Genomic DNA, 14,850 nt, shown 5'->3' with positions numbered 1-14,850 from the left:
TGACATGCTCGACCGTCGCACGGCCCTGATCTCCGGTGCCGCCCTCCTTGCCGGCTGCGCCGCCGGAACCGGGCCCGGACAGACCGGGCGCGCGGGAACTTCCCGCTTCGTTCGCACGGAAGGTACGCGCTTCCGGATCGACGACGAGACCTACCGCTACGCGGGAGCGAACATCTGGTATGCCGCCTATCTCGGCGCCGACGCGCCCTACGGCAATCGCGACCGGCTGCGCCGCGAGCTCGACGCGATGGCGGGGCTCGGCCTCGACAACCTGCGCATCCTCGGCTCGTCCGAGCTCTCGCCGCTCAAGAACTCGATCACCCCGGCGTTCCGCACCCAGGGACCGGACTATAACGAGACCCTGCTCGCCGGCCTCGACTACACGCTCGCCGAAATGGGCAAGAGGGACATGCGCGCCGTCATCTATCTGACCAACTTCTGGGAATGGTCCGGCGGCATGATGACCTATCTCTACTGGACCAACGGCGGCCGCTACATCAACATGAACGACCCGGCCCACCCGTGGCCCGAGTTCGCCGACTTCAACGCCCAATTCTACAACAGCCCCGAGGCGATGGGGCTCTACCACGATTATGTTCGTGCCGTCGTCGGACGCACCAACACGATCACCGGCGTCCGCTATGCCGATGATCCGACGATCATGGCGTGGCAGCTCGCCAACGAGCCGCGGCCGGCCGGAAGCGAGAAGATCGGCAAGCCGAACCTCCCGGCCTTCTATGTCTGGGTGGCCAAGACCGCGAACCTCATCAAGTCGCTCGACCCGAACCATCTCGTCTCCACCGGCAGCGAGGGCCTGCAGGGCTGCTTCAATGACGCGGCGTGCGTCGCCGCCGAGCATGAGATCCCGTCGATCGACTATCTCACCGCGCACATCTGGCCGCTCAACTGGAGCTGGGTGAACGCAGCCGACCTTCCCGGCACCTTTGAGGGCGGTGCGGCCAAGGTGCGCAAGTATATCGATGATCACGTGGCGATCGCGAACCGCATCGGCAAGCCGCTGGTCATCGAGGAGTTCGGCTTCCCGCGCGACAAGGGCCTGTACGATCCGAACGTGTCGACCGTTTACAAGGACCGCTTCTACGGCCTGATCTACGACGCGGTGCTCGCCGACGCGCGCCGCGGCGGACCGCTCGCGGGCTCGAACTTCTGGGCCTGGGGCGGAGAAGGCCGCGCCTCGAGCCCCGATCACCGCTTCCAACCGGGCGACACGTCCTATCTCGGCGACCCGCCGCATGAGCCGCAGGGCTGGTACAGCGTCTTTGCGGGCGACGAGAGCACGAAGGCGGTGATCCGCGCCCACGCCGCGGCGCTGAAGACGGCCCGCTGAGCCGGCAAGGGGAGAACAGCCATGATCCGACGCTTCGCTTTTCTCCTCCTGCTGCTCGCGTTCGGGGGATCGGCGCCGGCGCAGCTCCTTCCCGAGCGGGTGCTGGTCAATGCCGGAGCGCGCAGCGGCATCGATCTCTCCGGGCCGTGGAACTGGTCGGTCGATCCCTATCGCGACGGGCTTGCCGGCTTCCACGGCGAGGAGGCGGGGCTCACCCACCGTCGCTATGCCGACGTCGATGTCGACGCCGTGACGCGCAAGGACCCCTACGCCTTGTGGGAGCTCGACATGCAGCGCGCTCCGGTGACGACGCTCCCCTCGTCGTGGATCACCCACGATGCGACGATGCGCCATTATGACGGCCTCGTCTGGTACCAGCGTCGCTTCGAGGCGACGCCAAAGGCCGGCGAGCGCCAGTTCCTCCACTTCGGCGCCGTCGACTATCTGGCGCGAGTCTATCTCAACGGAAAGCTGGTCGGGACGCACGAGGGCGGCTTCACGCCCTTCGCCTTCGAAGTGACCGGCCTGCTGCGGCCTGGCGAGAACCAGATCACGATCGGGGTGGATTCCGAGCGATCGGCCGACACCGTCCCGCCGACGGTGACCGACTGGGAGACCTATGGCGGCATCATCCGCCCAATCCGCCTGGTGACGACGCCTGCCGTTTATATCGACGACGCCTGGATTCGGCTCACCGACGCCGGACGCATCCGCGCCAGCATGCGCCTGGACGGGCCGGCGGCCGCCGGCCGACCGGTGCGGGTGCGGATTCCTTCGCTCGGCGTCACTCTTTCCGGCACCGCCGGCGCCGACGGCCGCTGGACCGGCGAGGCGGCGGCGCCGCGCAGCCTCAAACGCTGGTCCCCGGAGAGCCCCACGCTCTACGACGTAGGCTTCGAGAGCGGCGACGATACGCTCGCGGACCGGGTCGGCTTCCGCACCTTGGCAGTCCGGGGCACCCAGATCCTGTTGAACGGACGCCCGATCTTTCTGCGCGGCATCTCGCTTCATGAGGAGGAACTCGGCAAGGAGCCGACCCGGGCGATGACGCCGGCGGCTGCGCGCGCCCTGCTGCTGGAGGTGAAGGACGGTCTCCACGGGAATTTCGTTCGGCTTGCCCATTATCCCCACAGCGACGTGATGACCCGCATGGCCGACGAGATCGGCCTGATCGTGTGGAGCGAGGTGCCGGTCTATTGGCGCGTCGCCTTCTCGCGACCGGAGACGCTGGCAGTTGCGCGCCGAATGCTGGCCGAGAACATCCTTCGCGATCGCAACCGTGCGTCGGTCGCCTTGTGGAGCGTCGCGAACGAGACCCCGGTCTCCGATGCGCGCAACGCGTTCCTCACCACCCTCGCCGGGGACGTTCGCGCGCTCGACGACAGCCGGCTGGTCACCGCGGCGCTGCTCACCCGCCGCGACGAGGTGAACGGGCGGCCCGAGATGGTGATCGACGACCCCCTGGTCGCTGCGCTCGATGTGATGGCGATCAACACCTACAACGGCTGGTATAGCGGCGACCGATTGGAGGACCTGCCGGCGATCGGCTGGCGCTCGGAGCATGGCAAGCCGCTGATCCTTTCGGAATTCGGCGCCGATGCGAAGCAGGGTTTCCTCGACCCGGGCCTCCGCCGCAAATTTTCCGAGGATTTCCAGGCCGAATATTACCGCCAGACCTTGGCGATGGCCGGAAAGATCCCGTTCCTGGCCGGGATGTCGCCCTGGATCCTGAAGGACTTTCGCTCCCCAAGACGCCAGCACCCCGTCTACCAGCAGGGCTAGAACAGGAAGGGCCTGATCTCCGAGACGGGCGCGCGCAAGGCAGCGTTCGACATTCTCGCCAATTGGTATGCGGAACGGGAGAGCGCCGAAGCCCGCTGAAGGCCTTAGAGTGGCAGGTGAAGCAGCTGGTTGAAGTCGGTCGGGACGTAGCCGCCGAACGCGTCGCCCTCCGCAAAGCCGCGCCTGCGGTACAGGGCCAGAGCCGGCTCGAAAGCGGCGCCGCTGCCCGTCTCGAGGCTGAGACGCCGATAGCCGCGTGCCCGTGCTTCCGCGACGATGTACTCGAGCAGCGCCGCGGCCACGCCGGTGCGGAGATGGTCCGGATGGGTCCGCATCGACTTCAGCTCGCCGGTGCCGTCGCCGAGCGCCTTCAGTGCGCCGATCCCCGCCAGCGCACCGCCCGCACGGGCCTGCCAGACGGTGACGTCGGGCGTCCGCAGGCCGGAGAGATCGAGCGCGAAGACGTGGCCGGGCGGCGAGCTGGCGTGCATGCCGGCGAGATGAAGGGCGAGGAGGGCGCGGACGTCGGCTGCGCCCAAATCCGCTTCGACGATCGCAAGCATGCGCCCGGCTAGCGCAGGACTGCCCGGCCGCGAAGGGGAAGAGTTCACATTCCTCCCCGAGCAGAGCCCCGGGGAGGAACAGGCCTCACCGGCCGAGCATCGTCTCCGGCTTCACGACGCGATCGAACGTGGCTTCGTCGACCAGGCCGAGGTCCAGGCCCGCTTCCTTGAGCGTGAGGCCCTTCTTGTGCGCGTGCTTCGCGATGTTGGCGGCATTATCGTAGCCGATCTCCGGGGCGAGCGCCGTGACCAGCATCAGCGAGCGGTTCATCAGATCGGAGATCCGGCGCTCGTCGGGCTCGAGGCCGTCGAGCGTCCGCTCGGTGAAGCTCTCCATGCCGGTCGCAAGCAGGTCGATGGAGCGAAGCACGTTCGCGCCGATCAGCGGCTTGAACACGTTCAGCTCCATATGGCCCTGCAGGCCGCCGATCGTCACCGCCGTGTGGTTGCCCATGACCTGGGCGGCGACCATCGTCAGCATCTCCGCCTGGGTCGGGTTAACCTTGCCCGGCATGATCGAGCTGCCCGGCTCGTTCTCCGGCAGCTTGAGCTCGCCGAGCCCGCAGCGCGGACCCGAACCGAGAAGACGAATGTCGTTGGCGATCTTCGTCAGCGAGACGGCGATCACGTTGAGCACGCCGGAGAGCTCGACCAGAGTGTCGTGGCTGGCCAGGGCCTCGAACTTGTTCGGCGCGCTGGTGAACGGCAGCTTGGTGAGGCGCGCGACCTCCTCGGCGAAGGCGTCCGCGAAGCCCTTCGGCGCGTTCAGGCCGGTGCCGACCGCGGTGCCGCCCTGGGCGAGCCGAAGCACTCGCGGGAGCACGCCGCGAACGCGTTCGATGGCATCCTCGATCTGGGCCGCATAACCGGAGAATTCCTGGCCCAGGGTCAGCGGCGTCGCATCCTGCAGGTGGGTGCGGCCGATCTTCACGATCCGGTCCCAGGCCTCAGCCTGGGCAGCGAGACGACGGTGCATCCGCTGCAGCGCCGGCAGCAGCCGCCCGTCGACGGCGCGTGCCGCAGCGACGTGCATCGCCGTCGGGAAGCTGTCGTTCGACGACTGCCCCTTGTTGACATGATCGTTGGGGTGGACCGGGCTCTTGCCGCCGCGGTTGCCGGTCAGGATCTCGTTGGCGCGGCCGGCGATGACCTCATTGGCATTCATGTTCGACTGGGTGCCCGAGCCGGTCTGCCAGATGACGAGCGGGAATTGATCGTCATGGGTGCCGGCGGCGACTTCGCCCGCGGCCTGCTGGATCGCCTCGGCCAGTTCGGCGTCGAGGCCGCCGATGCGCGCGTTCACCCGCGCCGCCGCCTGCTTCACGAAGCCAAGGGCGTGGACGATCTCGGCCGGCATCGTCTCGCGCGGCCCGAACGGGAAGTTCTGGATCGAGCGCTGCGTCTGCGCGCCCCAATAGCTGTCACCGGGAACGTCGATCGGGCCGAAGCTGTCAGTTTCGGTGCGGGAGGTGGTGAGCGAGGTCATGGGAACTCCATCAGGCGTTTGCCCGGCCCTTATGGCGTTCCGAAGCGCAAGAAAAGCGCCGTGCACACGCGCTCGTCACGCGCACGGTCACGTGCTGCTGCTCGAGCCTATTTTTTGCGGCTGAAGTCCACCGAGACGACATTGGAGCCGTCCTCGACCGGCTCGACCGGCGCCGGATGGTCGTTCTCCGCTTCCTCGTGCTCCTGGAGATCGGCCTCGTCGGCCTGGGCCTGGAACTGGAGGGCGAAATTCACGGCCGGATCGACGAAGCCGGTGATCGCCGAGAACGGGATCACCAATTTGGCCGGCATCTGGTTGAAGCTGAGCCCGACCTCGAACCCGTCCTCCGCGACCTTGAGGTCCCAGAAGCGGTTCTGGATGACGATCGTCATCTCGTCCGGGAAGCGTTCGGAAAGGTGGCGCGGGATGTCCACCCCGACGGCGTTGGTCTTGAAGGTGATGTAGAAATGGTGCTCGCCCGGGAGGCGGCCGCTCGATTCCACCTCGCCAAGCACGCGCCCGACGACCGCGCGCAGCGCCTCCTGCACGATCTCGTCATAGGGAATCAGGCTGTCGGGCATATCGTCCTGCATGAGGTCCGTGGTAGCGCAGACCGGGCCGGGGTCAAGCACTTGCGCGCGGACTGCGCGCGCCGTTTGATCCGGATCAATCCGATAGGAGGCTGCTTGTGCCGATCGACGCCACCCTTCCCTACGATTCCGACAACATCTTCGCCCGCATCCTGCGCGGCGAGATTCCGGCCAGGAAGGTCTATGAGGACGAGCACGCCCTCGCGTTTCACGACATCAATCCCGCGGCGCCGGTGCACATCCTGGTCATCCCCAAGGGCGCCTATGTCTCGTGGGACGATTTCTCGGCCCGCGCGACGGACGACGAGATCGCCGGGTTCATCCGCGCCGTCGGCCACATCGCCCGGGAGCATGATCTCGTCGCGCCCGGCTATCGCCTGCTCGCCAACGTCGGCGGACACGCCGGCCAGGAGGTCCCGCATCTCCATGTTCACCTGTTCGGCGGCCGCCCGCTCGGGCCGATGCTGGCCCGCTGAACCGGCCGCGCCCGTGCTTCTTTCCGTCTTTGCGGCTGCGAAATTAGCGACTAGGCTCCGCCGCAATCCATAAGGGCGCGCTCACGCGCCGCACACCTCAAGGGGACGGGTAATGATATTCGGGCGCGTAAAGCCTCTCGATGCCATTCTTGCCACCGCCGAGAAGAAATCGCTGCACCGCTCGCTGGGCGCGCTGCAGCTGACCCTCTTCGGCGTCGGCTGCATCATCGGAACGGGCATCTTCGTTTTGACCTCGGTCGGTGCGCAGAAGGCCGGCCCGGGCCTGCTGATCAGCTTCGTCATTGCCGGCGCCGTCTGCATCGTGGCGGCCCTGTGCTACGCCGAGATCGCCTCAATGGTCCCGGTCGCGGGCTCCGCCTACACCTATTCCTATGCCGTCCAGGGCGAATTCCTGGCCTGGACGGTCGGATGGGCCCTTCTGCTCGAATATGCGGTCGGCGCGTCCGCCGTGTCGGTCGGCTGGTCCAACTATTTCATAGGCACGGTGGTCGAGCGAAGCTGGGGTATAGACTTCCCCACCTGGCTGAGTGCCGGCCCCGTCTTTCTCGGCGGCCAGCCGGGCGGCTTCATCAACCTGCCCGCCCTGCTGATCGCGCTGCTGATGACCGGCCTGCTGGTCATCGGCACCTCGGAGAGCGCGAAGTTCAACGCCATCCTGGTGGCGGTGAAGGTGACCGCGCTGACCGCGTTCGTCGTGCTCACCCTGCCGGAGATGAAGACGGACAATTTCACGCCGTTCGCACCTGGCGGGCTGTTCGGCGGCTTCGGCTCGGGCGTCGGCATCGTCGGCGCGGCGGCGACGATGTTCTTCGCCTACGTCGGCTTCGACGCGGTCTCGACCGCGGCCGAGGAGACCAAGAACCCGCAGCGCAACGTGCCGATCGGGCTGATCGGCAGCCTGCTGATCTGCACCATTTTCTACATGCTGGTGACCGCCGGTGCGGTCGGATCGATCGGTGGCCAGCCGGTGATGGGCGCCGACGGCGTTCCGCTCCCGACCGGTGAGACGCTGGCGACGCAGTGCGCCACGGCGCAGTTCGCCGAAGCGCTGGTCTGCTCGCGCGAGCCGCTCGCGCATGTGCTGCACACCATCGGCTACGGCACGGTCGGCAATCTGATCGGCTACGCCGCGTTCATCGCTTTGCCCTCGGTCATCCTGATCCTGCTGTTCGGCCAGACCCGCATCTTCTTCGTGATGGCGCGCGACGGCCTGCTGCCGGAGGCCCTTTCCAGGGTGCACCCGCGCTGGAAGACGCCGCACGTCGTCACCATCATCACCGGCCTCATCGTCGCGGTGGCCGCAGCCTTCTTCCCGGTCGGCGCGCTCGCCGACATCGCCAATGCGGGCACGCTCTACGCCTTCCTGATGGTGGCGATCGCGGTGTGGCAGCTTCGCCGCATCGATCCGAACCGTCGCCGCGCCTTCCGCGTGCCGGCGGTCGGCCTGGTCGCGACCCTGACCGTGATCGGCTGCGTGTTCCTGTTCTTCAACCTGCCTCTCGAAGCGATGCTGGTCCTTCCCGCGTGGACGGCGATCGGCCTCGTCTTCTACGGCCTCTACGGTTATCGCCACAGCCACCTCGGCCGCGGCATCGTCGAGGTGCACGAGCCGGAGATCCACGAGCTGGCGCCGGAGATCCCGGGCGTCGACGAAGCCCGCTGAGGCGGGCCTCTCCAGGCAAAGAAAAAGGGAGGCGAAAGCCTCCCTTTTTTGTTGTGCGAAGCGGCCGCTGACCGGCTCGGGGCCGGCCTCCGCGACGAGGCTCAGCCGAGCGTCTGCGCCACCAGCGCCTTCAGATCGGCTTCCGGCCGCGCCCCGTAATGCGAGATCACCTCCGCAGCGGCGATGGCGCCCATCCGCAGGGCCTGATCGAGCGGGCGCTGCTGCGCCAGGCCGGCGAGGAAGCCCGCGGCGAACAGATCGCCCGCGCCGGTGGTGTCGACGACCTGCTCGACCGGCTCGGCGGCGACGTCGACCCGGCGGCCGTTCTCGACCGCAATCGCCCCCTTCTCGCTGCGGGTCACGACGAGCAGCGGCACGCGCTGCGCGGCCTCGGCGACCGCGGCGTCGAAATCGTCCTTCCCGGTCAGCGAGACGATCTCCGCTTCGTTGGCGAACAGGATGTCGACCTTCTTCTCGTCGAGCAGGCGGTTGAAGCCGTCGCGGTGGCGATCGACGCAGAAGCTGTCCGACAGGGTGAAGGCCACCCGCCGCCCCGCCTCGTGCGAGACGGCGATCGCACGCTCCATCGCCGCCCGCGGAGTCTCCGGATCCCACAGATAGCCTTCGAGGTAGAGAATCGCGGCGTCGCGAACCTGCTCCTCATCGAGCATGGACGTATCGAGATGCTGGGCCGCGCCGAGGAAGGTGTTCATCGTCCGCTGCGCGTCGGGTGTCACCAGGATCAGCGAGCGGGCGGTCGGCACGTCGCCGCCCTCCCGGAAGGGCGTGGTGAACTCGACCCCGGTCGAGCGGATGTCGTGGGCATAGACCTCGCCGAGCTGGTCGTCCGCGACCTGGCCGACGAAGCCGGCGCGCGCCCCAAGCATGGCCACGCCGGCAGCAGTGTTCCCGGCGGAGCCGCCGCTGATCTCCCGGCCCGGACCCATCTTGCCGTAGAGGCGGGTCGCCTCCGCCGCATCGATCAGCCGCATCGATCCCTTGTCGAGCCCTTCGGCGGCGAGGAAGCCGTCGTCGGCGGCGGCAATGACGTCGACGATGGCGTTGCCGATGCAAAGGACGTCGAGACGAGGTTCGGTCACGGGCAGATCTTTCGTTGCGGGAAAGCGCGGGCCCTAGCCCGCCCGCCGCGCCCGATCAACCGCTTGACCCTGCGGCGCCGACAGGGCCAGCAAGGCGCATGCTCAGGGCCTTCCTCCGCGCCGCCGGCCAGCTCGGCGACCGTGCCTTCCTGAAGGTGCTGGCGAAATCCATTCTCCTCACCCTGTTCCTGTTCGCCGCGGCGGCAGGCGCGATCGGCTGGCTGCTCTCCGGGACCGACCCGTGCAGCCTGGTCTCCGCCAGCTGCCCCCTCGGCGGTAGTGGTGGAACCGCCGTCGCGCTGCTCGCGGGGCTGCTTGGACTGTGGTTCCTCTTCCCGGCGATCGCGATCGCGGTGATCGGCCTGTTCAGCGACGAGATCGTCGACGCGGTGGAGGCGCTCCATTATCCGCGGGCGCGGAGCCGGCCGCTGCCCTTCGCCCGTTCCCTCAGCCTGTCCTTGCGATCAGCGGGACGCATCCTGTTATGGAACCTGCTCGCCGCGCCCTTCTACCTGCTGCTGCTGGTCACAGGAATCGGCCCGCTCCTTCTCTTCTCCGCGGTGAATGCTCTCGCGCTCGGCCGCGACCTCGGCGAGATGGTGGCGGCGCGACATCTCCAGGGAGCGGCGCTCGAGCGATGGCTCGCGGCGACACGGGTGCAGCGCGCGGCGCTTGGGCTCATTTCCACATGGCTATTTCTGATCCCCTTTGCCAATCTGCTGGCGCCGCTGGTCAGCGCTGCGGCCGCCACGCATTTGTTTCACCGGGACCAAAGATGACGCTCATGCCGCGCAGCCTTCCTCTCCTGCTCGCGGCCGCGGTGACGGCGACCGCCTGCGCGCCGCGAGCCGTCGATGCTCCGGCTCCGGCTGGTCAGCCGGTCCGGGTGCAGAGCTACAGCGTCGCCGGGCTGGAGAGCGTGATCGGGCGAACCGCGCGGGTGGTGGAAGGGCAATTCGGCCGCCCCGAGCTCGACCTTCGAGAGGGGGCCGCACGAAAGCTGCAATTCGCCGGCCCCGCCTGCGTTCTCGACGTCTATTTCTATCCCCCGCGCGGCGGCGGGGAGCCAATCGCCACCCATGTCGATGCGCGGCTTCCCGACGGCGGCGATTTCGACCGCGCGAGCTGCGTCGCCGCGCTCGGTCACAAGGCGCGCTAGACTTCGGCGCTTAGCAGGGGCTGCAGCCTGGCGAGCGCCCAGCGCGCCGCTTCCGCCACGACCGGATCCTCGTCGGCAGTCAGCCTCTCCAGCACCGGAGCCAGCTCCGCACGGCCGCTGTTGCCGGCCGCGATCGCCGCATTGCGAACCATTCGGTTGCGGCCGATCCGCTTGATCGGCGAGCCGGCGAAGACGCGCCGGAAGCCGGCATCGTCCAGAGCCAGGATGTCGGAAAGCTCGGGCGCGACCAGCTCTGCGCGCGGCAGGAAGGCGCGGTTGCGTCGCGCCGTATCGGCGAATCGATTCCATGGGCAGACCGAGAGGCAATCGTCACAACCGTAGATCCGGTTGCCGATCGCGCCGCGGAATTCCTCGGGAATAGGTCCCTTGTGCTCGATGGTGAGGTAGGAGATGCAACGTCGGGCATCGAGCCGGAACGGCGCCGGAAAGGCGCCGGTCGGACAGGCGTCGAGGCAGGCGGAGCAGCTACCGCAATGGACCCGGTGCGGGGCGGGCGCCGCGCCGAAATGCGGCTCGAGCTCGAGCGTCGTGTAGATCGCGCCCAGGAAGAGCCAGCTGCCGTCGGACCGGCTGACCAGATTGGTGTGCTTGCCCTGCCACCCAAGCCCGGCGGCTTCGGCCAGGGGCTTCTCCATCACCGGGGCGGTATCGACGAACACCTTCAGCTCGCAACCCGCCTCCTCGACCAGCCAGCGCGCGAGCGCCTTCAGCGCCTTCTTCACGACGTCGTGATAATCGCTGCCCTGGGCGTAGACCGATATCCGTCCGATCTCCGGCCGCGCGGCGAGGGCGAGCGGATCCACCGCCGGGGCGTAGCTCATGCCCAGCGAAATGACCGAGCGCACGTCCGGCCACAGGCCGGCGGGGGAGGCGCGATGCTCGGCCCGCTCCTCCATCCACATCATCTCGCCATGGGCGCCGCTCGCCAGCCATTCCCTCAGCCGCTCGCCGCTTTTCGGCGCGGCATCGGCCCGTGCGACGCCGAAGGCGGCGAAGCCGAGCTCCCTCGCCTTCGCCTCCAGCCTCTCGCGCAGCCCGGGCTTGCCTTGGTTCATCGCTCACCGCTACCACAGCATCAAGGGGAAGGGCACCGTGGTGAATGGCTTAGCTATTGAGGCGAAAGGCCTGTTCAAGGCTTTCGACGGGAAGACGGCGGTCGACGGCGTCGATATCGCGGTGCCGCAGGGCAGCATCTACGGCATTCTCGGACCGAACGGCGCCGGCAAGACGACGACCTTGCGGATGCTGCTCGGCATCATCGATCCGGACGCCGGGGAGCGCAGCCTGCTCGGCCATAGCGAACCGCTGGAGGCCGCCGGGCGGGTGGGCTATCTGCCCGAGGAACGCGGCCTCTACCCTTCGATGACGGCGCGGGAGTCGATCGCCTTCATGGGCGCGCTCCGCGGGCTCCCCCTTTCGATCGGCCGCACGCGGGGCGCCGGGCTGCTCCGCGACAACGGCCTGGGCGACTATGTCGACAAGCCGATCAAGTCGCTGTCCAAGGGCATGGCCCAGACCGTCCAGCTGTTCGGCACGATCGTGCACAAGCCGGGACTGATCGTCCTGGACGAGCCCTTCTCGGGCCTCGACGCGATCAACCAGGGGCGGCTTGAGACGCTGATCCGCGAGCAGGCGGCCAGCGGCACGACCGTGATCTTTTCCACCCACGTCATCGCGCATGCCGAGCGGCTGTGCGAGCGCGTCGCGATCATTGCCGGGGGTCGCATCCGTTTCGAGGGCACTGTCGCGGACGCGCGCGACCGGTTGCGCCCGCAGGTCCGTCTTCGCACCCGCGTCGCCGACGGCGGCTGGCGCACCGCCCTGCCCGCCGGGACGACGCGGGACGACGGAATCTGGCAGTTCGAGCTGCCTTCGTCGGGGATCGAGCCGCTGCTCAAGGCGCTGATCGACGGCGGCGCCGGCATCGAGGAGCTGTCGATCGAGCGGCCCGGCCTTCACGACGCTTTCGTCGCCATCGCCGGTGAGGCGGCGGCGCGCCAGATGCAGGAGCAGGCGACCCGATGAAACGCTTCGTTCAAGCCGCTTTCGTGGTCGGTCGCCGCGACTTCATGGCGACCGTCTGGTCCCGCACCTTCCTGTTCTTCCTGCTTGGGCCGCTGCTGATCATCGGAATCTCCGTGGCGATGGGGAACATGACCGAGAAGATGGCGCGCCAGGACGTGCAGGCCACGGTCGCGGTGATCGCCTCCCCCGCCGAGTTCGGGCCGATCGAGGCGGCCCGCCAGCGGCTCGAGCCGGCGTTCGAGGAACACGACCTTCCCGCCCTTTATCGTGCCGATCCCGATTACGACATAGCCGACCAGACGGAGCGCCTGCTGGGCGCCAAGGACAAGAAGATCGTCGCCGTGCTGACCGGGGGGCTCGACCGCCCGACCCTTACCGGCTCGATCAGCGAGGAGGGCCAGGTCCGCACCGAGATGTCGCTGATCCTGGATGAGGCGCGGCATGCCCGCGCCCTCGCACGCACGCCGGTGGCGCCTACCGAGATCCACGTCGTCCGGGTTGCGGAATCGGCCGGCAATGTCGCGACGATGCGCGCCGTCACCGCGCGGGCCGGGCAGCTGCTGCTGTTCATGCTGACGGTGCTGCTCGCCGGCATGCTGCTGTCGAACCTGCTCGAGGAGAAGAGCAACAAGATCATCGAAGTGCTCGCCGCGGCCGTGCCGATCGACGCCATCTTCGTCGGCAAGCTCGTCTCGATGCTCGCCATCTCGCTGGTCGGGGTCGCCGTCTGGGCGGCCGGCGCGATCGTCGCTGCGACGATCTGGGGCGGAGGGATCGGCGGCCTTCCGCAGCCGGCGGTCGGCTGGCCGCTCTTCCTGCTGCTCGGATTGCTTTATTACGCGGCCAATTACCTGCTGCTCGGCGCTCTGTTCCTCGGCATCGGAAGCCAGGCGAATTCGGTTCGCGAGGTGCAGACGCTGTCGATGCCGGTCACGGTCGGTCAGATCCTGCTCTTCCTCCTCGCCTCGATGGCCGTGGGCCAGCCGAACAGCCTGATCGGCCTCGGCGCGGCGATCTTCCCGCTGAGCTCACCGCTCGCGATGCTCGCACGGGGCGCGCAGCTGGAGGAGATCTGGCCGCATCTCGCCGCCCTCGCCTGGCAGGCCCTTTGGGTGTGGCTGATCATCCTGCTGGGCGCCTCGCTGTTCCGCCGCAACGTGCTGAAGTCCGGCGAAGGCGACGGCAGGCCGCGCAAGAGCTGGGGAAGACGCTCCGGCGGAGCCGCGGCGGAAGCCGCAGGCGAGGCCGTCGGCGGTGCCGGGGAGATGATTCGCTGACGGCCGGGCGGTGTCGACGAGGCCTCGGCGGCCTGCTGGCTGCGGCGATTCTGTCCAGCGTTGCCGGCACGGCGAACGCGCAGGTGGCCGACGAGGGGGGCGACGCCGATATGGCCCGCGTGCGCTTCCGCTACATGTGAGGCGCTGGCGCCGGTCGCCCGCCGGCGCTTGGGGTCACTCGGGCGCGGGACCGATCTGCTGCCACAGCTCGACCTTGATTTCGTCCGGATCGAGGATCCAGGCGAACTTGCCATAATCCTCGTCCTGACGGCCGAGGATTTCGATGCCCTTTGTCTCGAGATCGGCAAGGAAGGCCTCGAGATCATCGACCCGCAGGTTGATCATGAACGGCGCCTCGCTCGGCGCGAAATAGTCGCTCGTCGCCTTGAACGGCGAAAGAAGGCTGTAGCCGTCGTGCTGCCCGGCGAAGCGGAAGACCGGCCCCCATTCGCCGCCGACCCCGAGTATCTCCAGATACCAGCGGGCTGTCCGCTCCGGATCCTCGACCTTGTAGAAAAGCCCTCCGAGGCCGGTGACCTTTGCCATTAGCCTTCCCTCCGATGGGCAATCGCCGCCGCCTCGGCGAGACCCTGCATGGCGAGCCGCCACGGCGCGCCGGCATGGCTGATCCTTGCTGCGCCGAGGCTGGCAAGCCGGGCGAGCGAAGGGGTTCCGGGCGAGACCATGATGTTCACCGGCAGCGGACTCTCCTCGCAGATCTGCGCGATCAGTGCTGGATCGCGCAGCCCCGGCACGAACAGGCCGTCCGCCCCCGCCTCGGCGTAGGCGCGGGCACGATCGAGCGCGTCGGCGATCCTCGTCTCGTGCTCGACAGCGGCCACCGCGAGGAAGCAGTCGGTGCGGGCGTTGATGAAGAAGCCAACGGGCGTCGCCGCGCGGATGGCGGCGATCCGCTCGGACTGGCTCGCCGCCGCATGCAGGCCCTCCCCGCCGACCACGCGGTCCTCGAGGTTGCAGCCGACCGCGCCGGTCTCCGCAAGCGCCGCGACATTGGCGGCGGCCCGGCCCGGATCGGCGGACTAGGCCCCTTCGAAATCGACCGTGACCGGGAGCACGACCGCCTCGCAGATACGCCGGGCATTGGCGAGAACGAGATCGAGCGGGATCGCCTCGCCGTCGGGCGCGCCATGGGATGCCGCCACCGACCAGCTGCCGGTGGCGATCGCCTGCGCACCGGCCTCCGCCACCGTCGCCGCGCTGCCCGCATCCCAGACGTTGAACAGGATGAGCGGATCGCCGCGGCGATGCAGCGAGGCAAAATGGCGAGCCTTGTCCTCCCAGATGCCCATGGCGAGCCCTTCTCGAAGCGAGGCTACGC

General features: G+C 68.3%; 14 protein-coding genes and 1 pseudogene. 8 read left to right on the top strand and 7 right to left on the bottom strand.

The window, feature by feature from the left end; all coding sequences use genetic code 11:
* Nucleotides 1-4 precede the first annotated feature (4 nt).
* Both E2493_RS10320 and E2493_RS10315 read left to right on the top strand, forming a co-directional pair.
* Nucleotides 5-1,348: a glycoside hydrolase 5 family protein gene (locus E2493_RS10320; RefSeq protein WP_135086414.1), complete on the top strand. Its 1,344-nt coding sequence runs from the start codon at nt 5-7 to the stop codon at nt 1,346-1,348.
* Nucleotides 1,349-1,369: 21 nt separating this feature from the next.
* Nucleotides 1,370-3,130 carry a glycoside hydrolase family 2 protein gene (locus tag E2493_RS10315; RefSeq protein WP_225421357.1) on the top strand — a complete coding sequence of 587 codons (1,761 nt, stop codon included), beginning with the start codon at nt 1,370-1,372 and terminating at the stop codon, nt 3,128-3,130.
* Nucleotides 3,131-3,234: 104 nt separating this feature from the next.
* Here the strand turns inward: E2493_RS10315 and E2493_RS10310 are convergent, their stop codons facing one another.
* From E2493_RS10310 to E2493_RS10300, 3 genes are all read right to left on the bottom strand, one after another.
* Complete coding sequence (locus tag E2493_RS10310) at nt 3,235-3,693, bottom strand: GNAT family N-acetyltransferase (RefSeq protein ID WP_135086412.1); 459 nt, start codon at nt 3,691-3,693, stop codon at nt 3,235-3,237.
* An 85-nt stretch (nt 3,694-3,778) separates the two neighbouring features.
* Entirely contained in the window at nt 3,779-5,179 is a 1,401-nt protein-coding gene (gene fumC, locus E2493_RS10305; protein WP_135086410.1) for a class II fumarate hydratase, read from the bottom strand.
* A 107-nt stretch (nt 5,180-5,286) separates the two neighbouring features.
* Nucleotides 5,287-5,772 carry an SspB family protein gene (locus E2493_RS10300; RefSeq protein WP_135086408.1) on the bottom strand — a complete coding sequence of 162 codons (486 nt, stop codon included), beginning with the start codon at nt 5,770-5,772 and terminating at the stop codon, nt 5,287-5,289.
* Between the two features lie 95 nt (nt 5,773-5,867).
* Here E2493_RS10300 and E2493_RS10295 point away from each other — a divergent pair, with 95 nt between their 5' ends.
* Both E2493_RS10295 and E2493_RS10290 read left to right on the top strand, forming a co-directional pair.
* On the top strand, nt 5,868-6,245 hold the full coding sequence (locus E2493_RS10295; protein ID WP_135086406.1) for a histidine triad nucleotide-binding protein: 378 nt from the start codon (nt 5,868-5,870) through the stop codon (nt 6,243-6,245).
* 112 nt (nt 6,246-6,357) lie between these two features.
* Nucleotides 6,358-7,929 (top strand): amino acid permease, encoded by a 1,572-nt coding sequence (locus E2493_RS10290; RefSeq protein WP_135086404.1) that lies wholly within the window; start codon nt 6,358-6,360, stop codon nt 7,927-7,929.
* Between the two features lie 101 nt (nt 7,930-8,030).
* Here the strand turns inward: E2493_RS10290 and E2493_RS10285 are convergent, their stop codons facing one another.
* Nucleotides 8,031-9,029, bottom strand: a complete 999-nt coding sequence (locus E2493_RS10285) for an adenosine kinase (RefSeq protein ID WP_135086402.1) — start codon at nt 9,027-9,029, stop codon at nt 8,031-8,033.
* A gap of 98 nt (nt 9,030-9,127) precedes the next feature.
* Between E2493_RS10285 and E2493_RS10280 the strand changes: the two genes are divergently transcribed.
* Both E2493_RS10280 and E2493_RS10275 read left to right on the top strand, forming a co-directional pair.
* Nucleotides 9,128-9,808 (top strand): EI24 domain-containing protein, encoded by a 681-nt coding sequence (locus E2493_RS10280; protein WP_135086400.1) that lies wholly within the window; start codon nt 9,128-9,130, stop codon nt 9,806-9,808.
* Nucleotides 9,805-10,188, top strand: coding sequence for a hypothetical protein (locus E2493_RS10275; RefSeq protein ID WP_225421355.1), 384 nt, complete (start codon nt 9,805-9,807; stop codon nt 10,186-10,188). Before E2493_RS10280 ends, E2493_RS10275 begins: the two co-directional genes overlap by 4 nt.
* Here the strand turns inward: E2493_RS10275 and queG are convergent.
* Nucleotides 10,185-11,264, bottom strand: a complete 1,080-nt coding sequence (gene queG, locus E2493_RS10270) for a tRNA epoxyqueuosine(34) reductase QueG (protein ID WP_135086398.1) — start codon at nt 11,262-11,264, stop codon at nt 10,185-10,187. The two genes, E2493_RS10275 and queG, sit on opposite strands and share 4 nt — an antisense overlap.
* A gap of 40 nt (nt 11,265-11,304) precedes the next feature.
* Between queG and E2493_RS10265 the strand changes: the two genes are divergently transcribed.
* A complete protein-coding gene (locus E2493_RS10265) occupies nt 11,305-12,234 on the top strand; it encodes an ABC transporter ATP-binding protein (RefSeq protein ID WP_135086481.1) in 930 nt (309 codons plus the stop codon).
* The gene (locus E2493_RS10260; protein WP_135086396.1) at nt 12,231-13,511 is read left to right on the top strand and encodes an ABC transporter permease; all 1,281 of its coding nucleotides are present in this window, start codon (nt 12,231-12,233) and stop codon (nt 13,509-13,511) included. The genes E2493_RS10265 and E2493_RS10260 overlap by 4 nt, the downstream gene beginning before the upstream one ends.
* 174 nt (nt 13,512-13,685) lie before the next feature.
* Here the strand turns inward: E2493_RS10260 and E2493_RS10255 are convergent, their stop codons facing one another.
* Both E2493_RS10255 and E2493_RS10250 read right to left on the bottom strand, forming a co-directional pair.
* A complete protein-coding gene (locus tag E2493_RS10255; RefSeq protein ID WP_135086394.1) occupies nt 13,686-14,057 on the bottom strand; it encodes a VOC family protein in 372 nt (123 codons plus the stop codon).
* Nucleotides 14,057-14,821, bottom strand: a pseudogene (locus E2493_RS10250) (isocitrate lyase/PEP mutase family protein). The gene E2493_RS10255 and the pseudogene E2493_RS10250 overlap by 1 nt, the downstream one beginning before the upstream one ends.
* Between the last annotated feature and the right edge of the window lie 29 nt (nt 14,822-14,850).

It is taken from the genome of Sphingomonas parva (ex Maeng et al. 2020) (assembly GCF_004564275.1).
GTDB classification, from domain to species: domain Bacteria; phylum Pseudomonadota; class Alphaproteobacteria; order Sphingomonadales; family Sphingomonadaceae; genus Allosphingosinicella; species Allosphingosinicella parva.
Note: the sequence above shows the minus strand (reverse complement) of the source record. Positions and strands in the feature narration are given on the sequence as shown.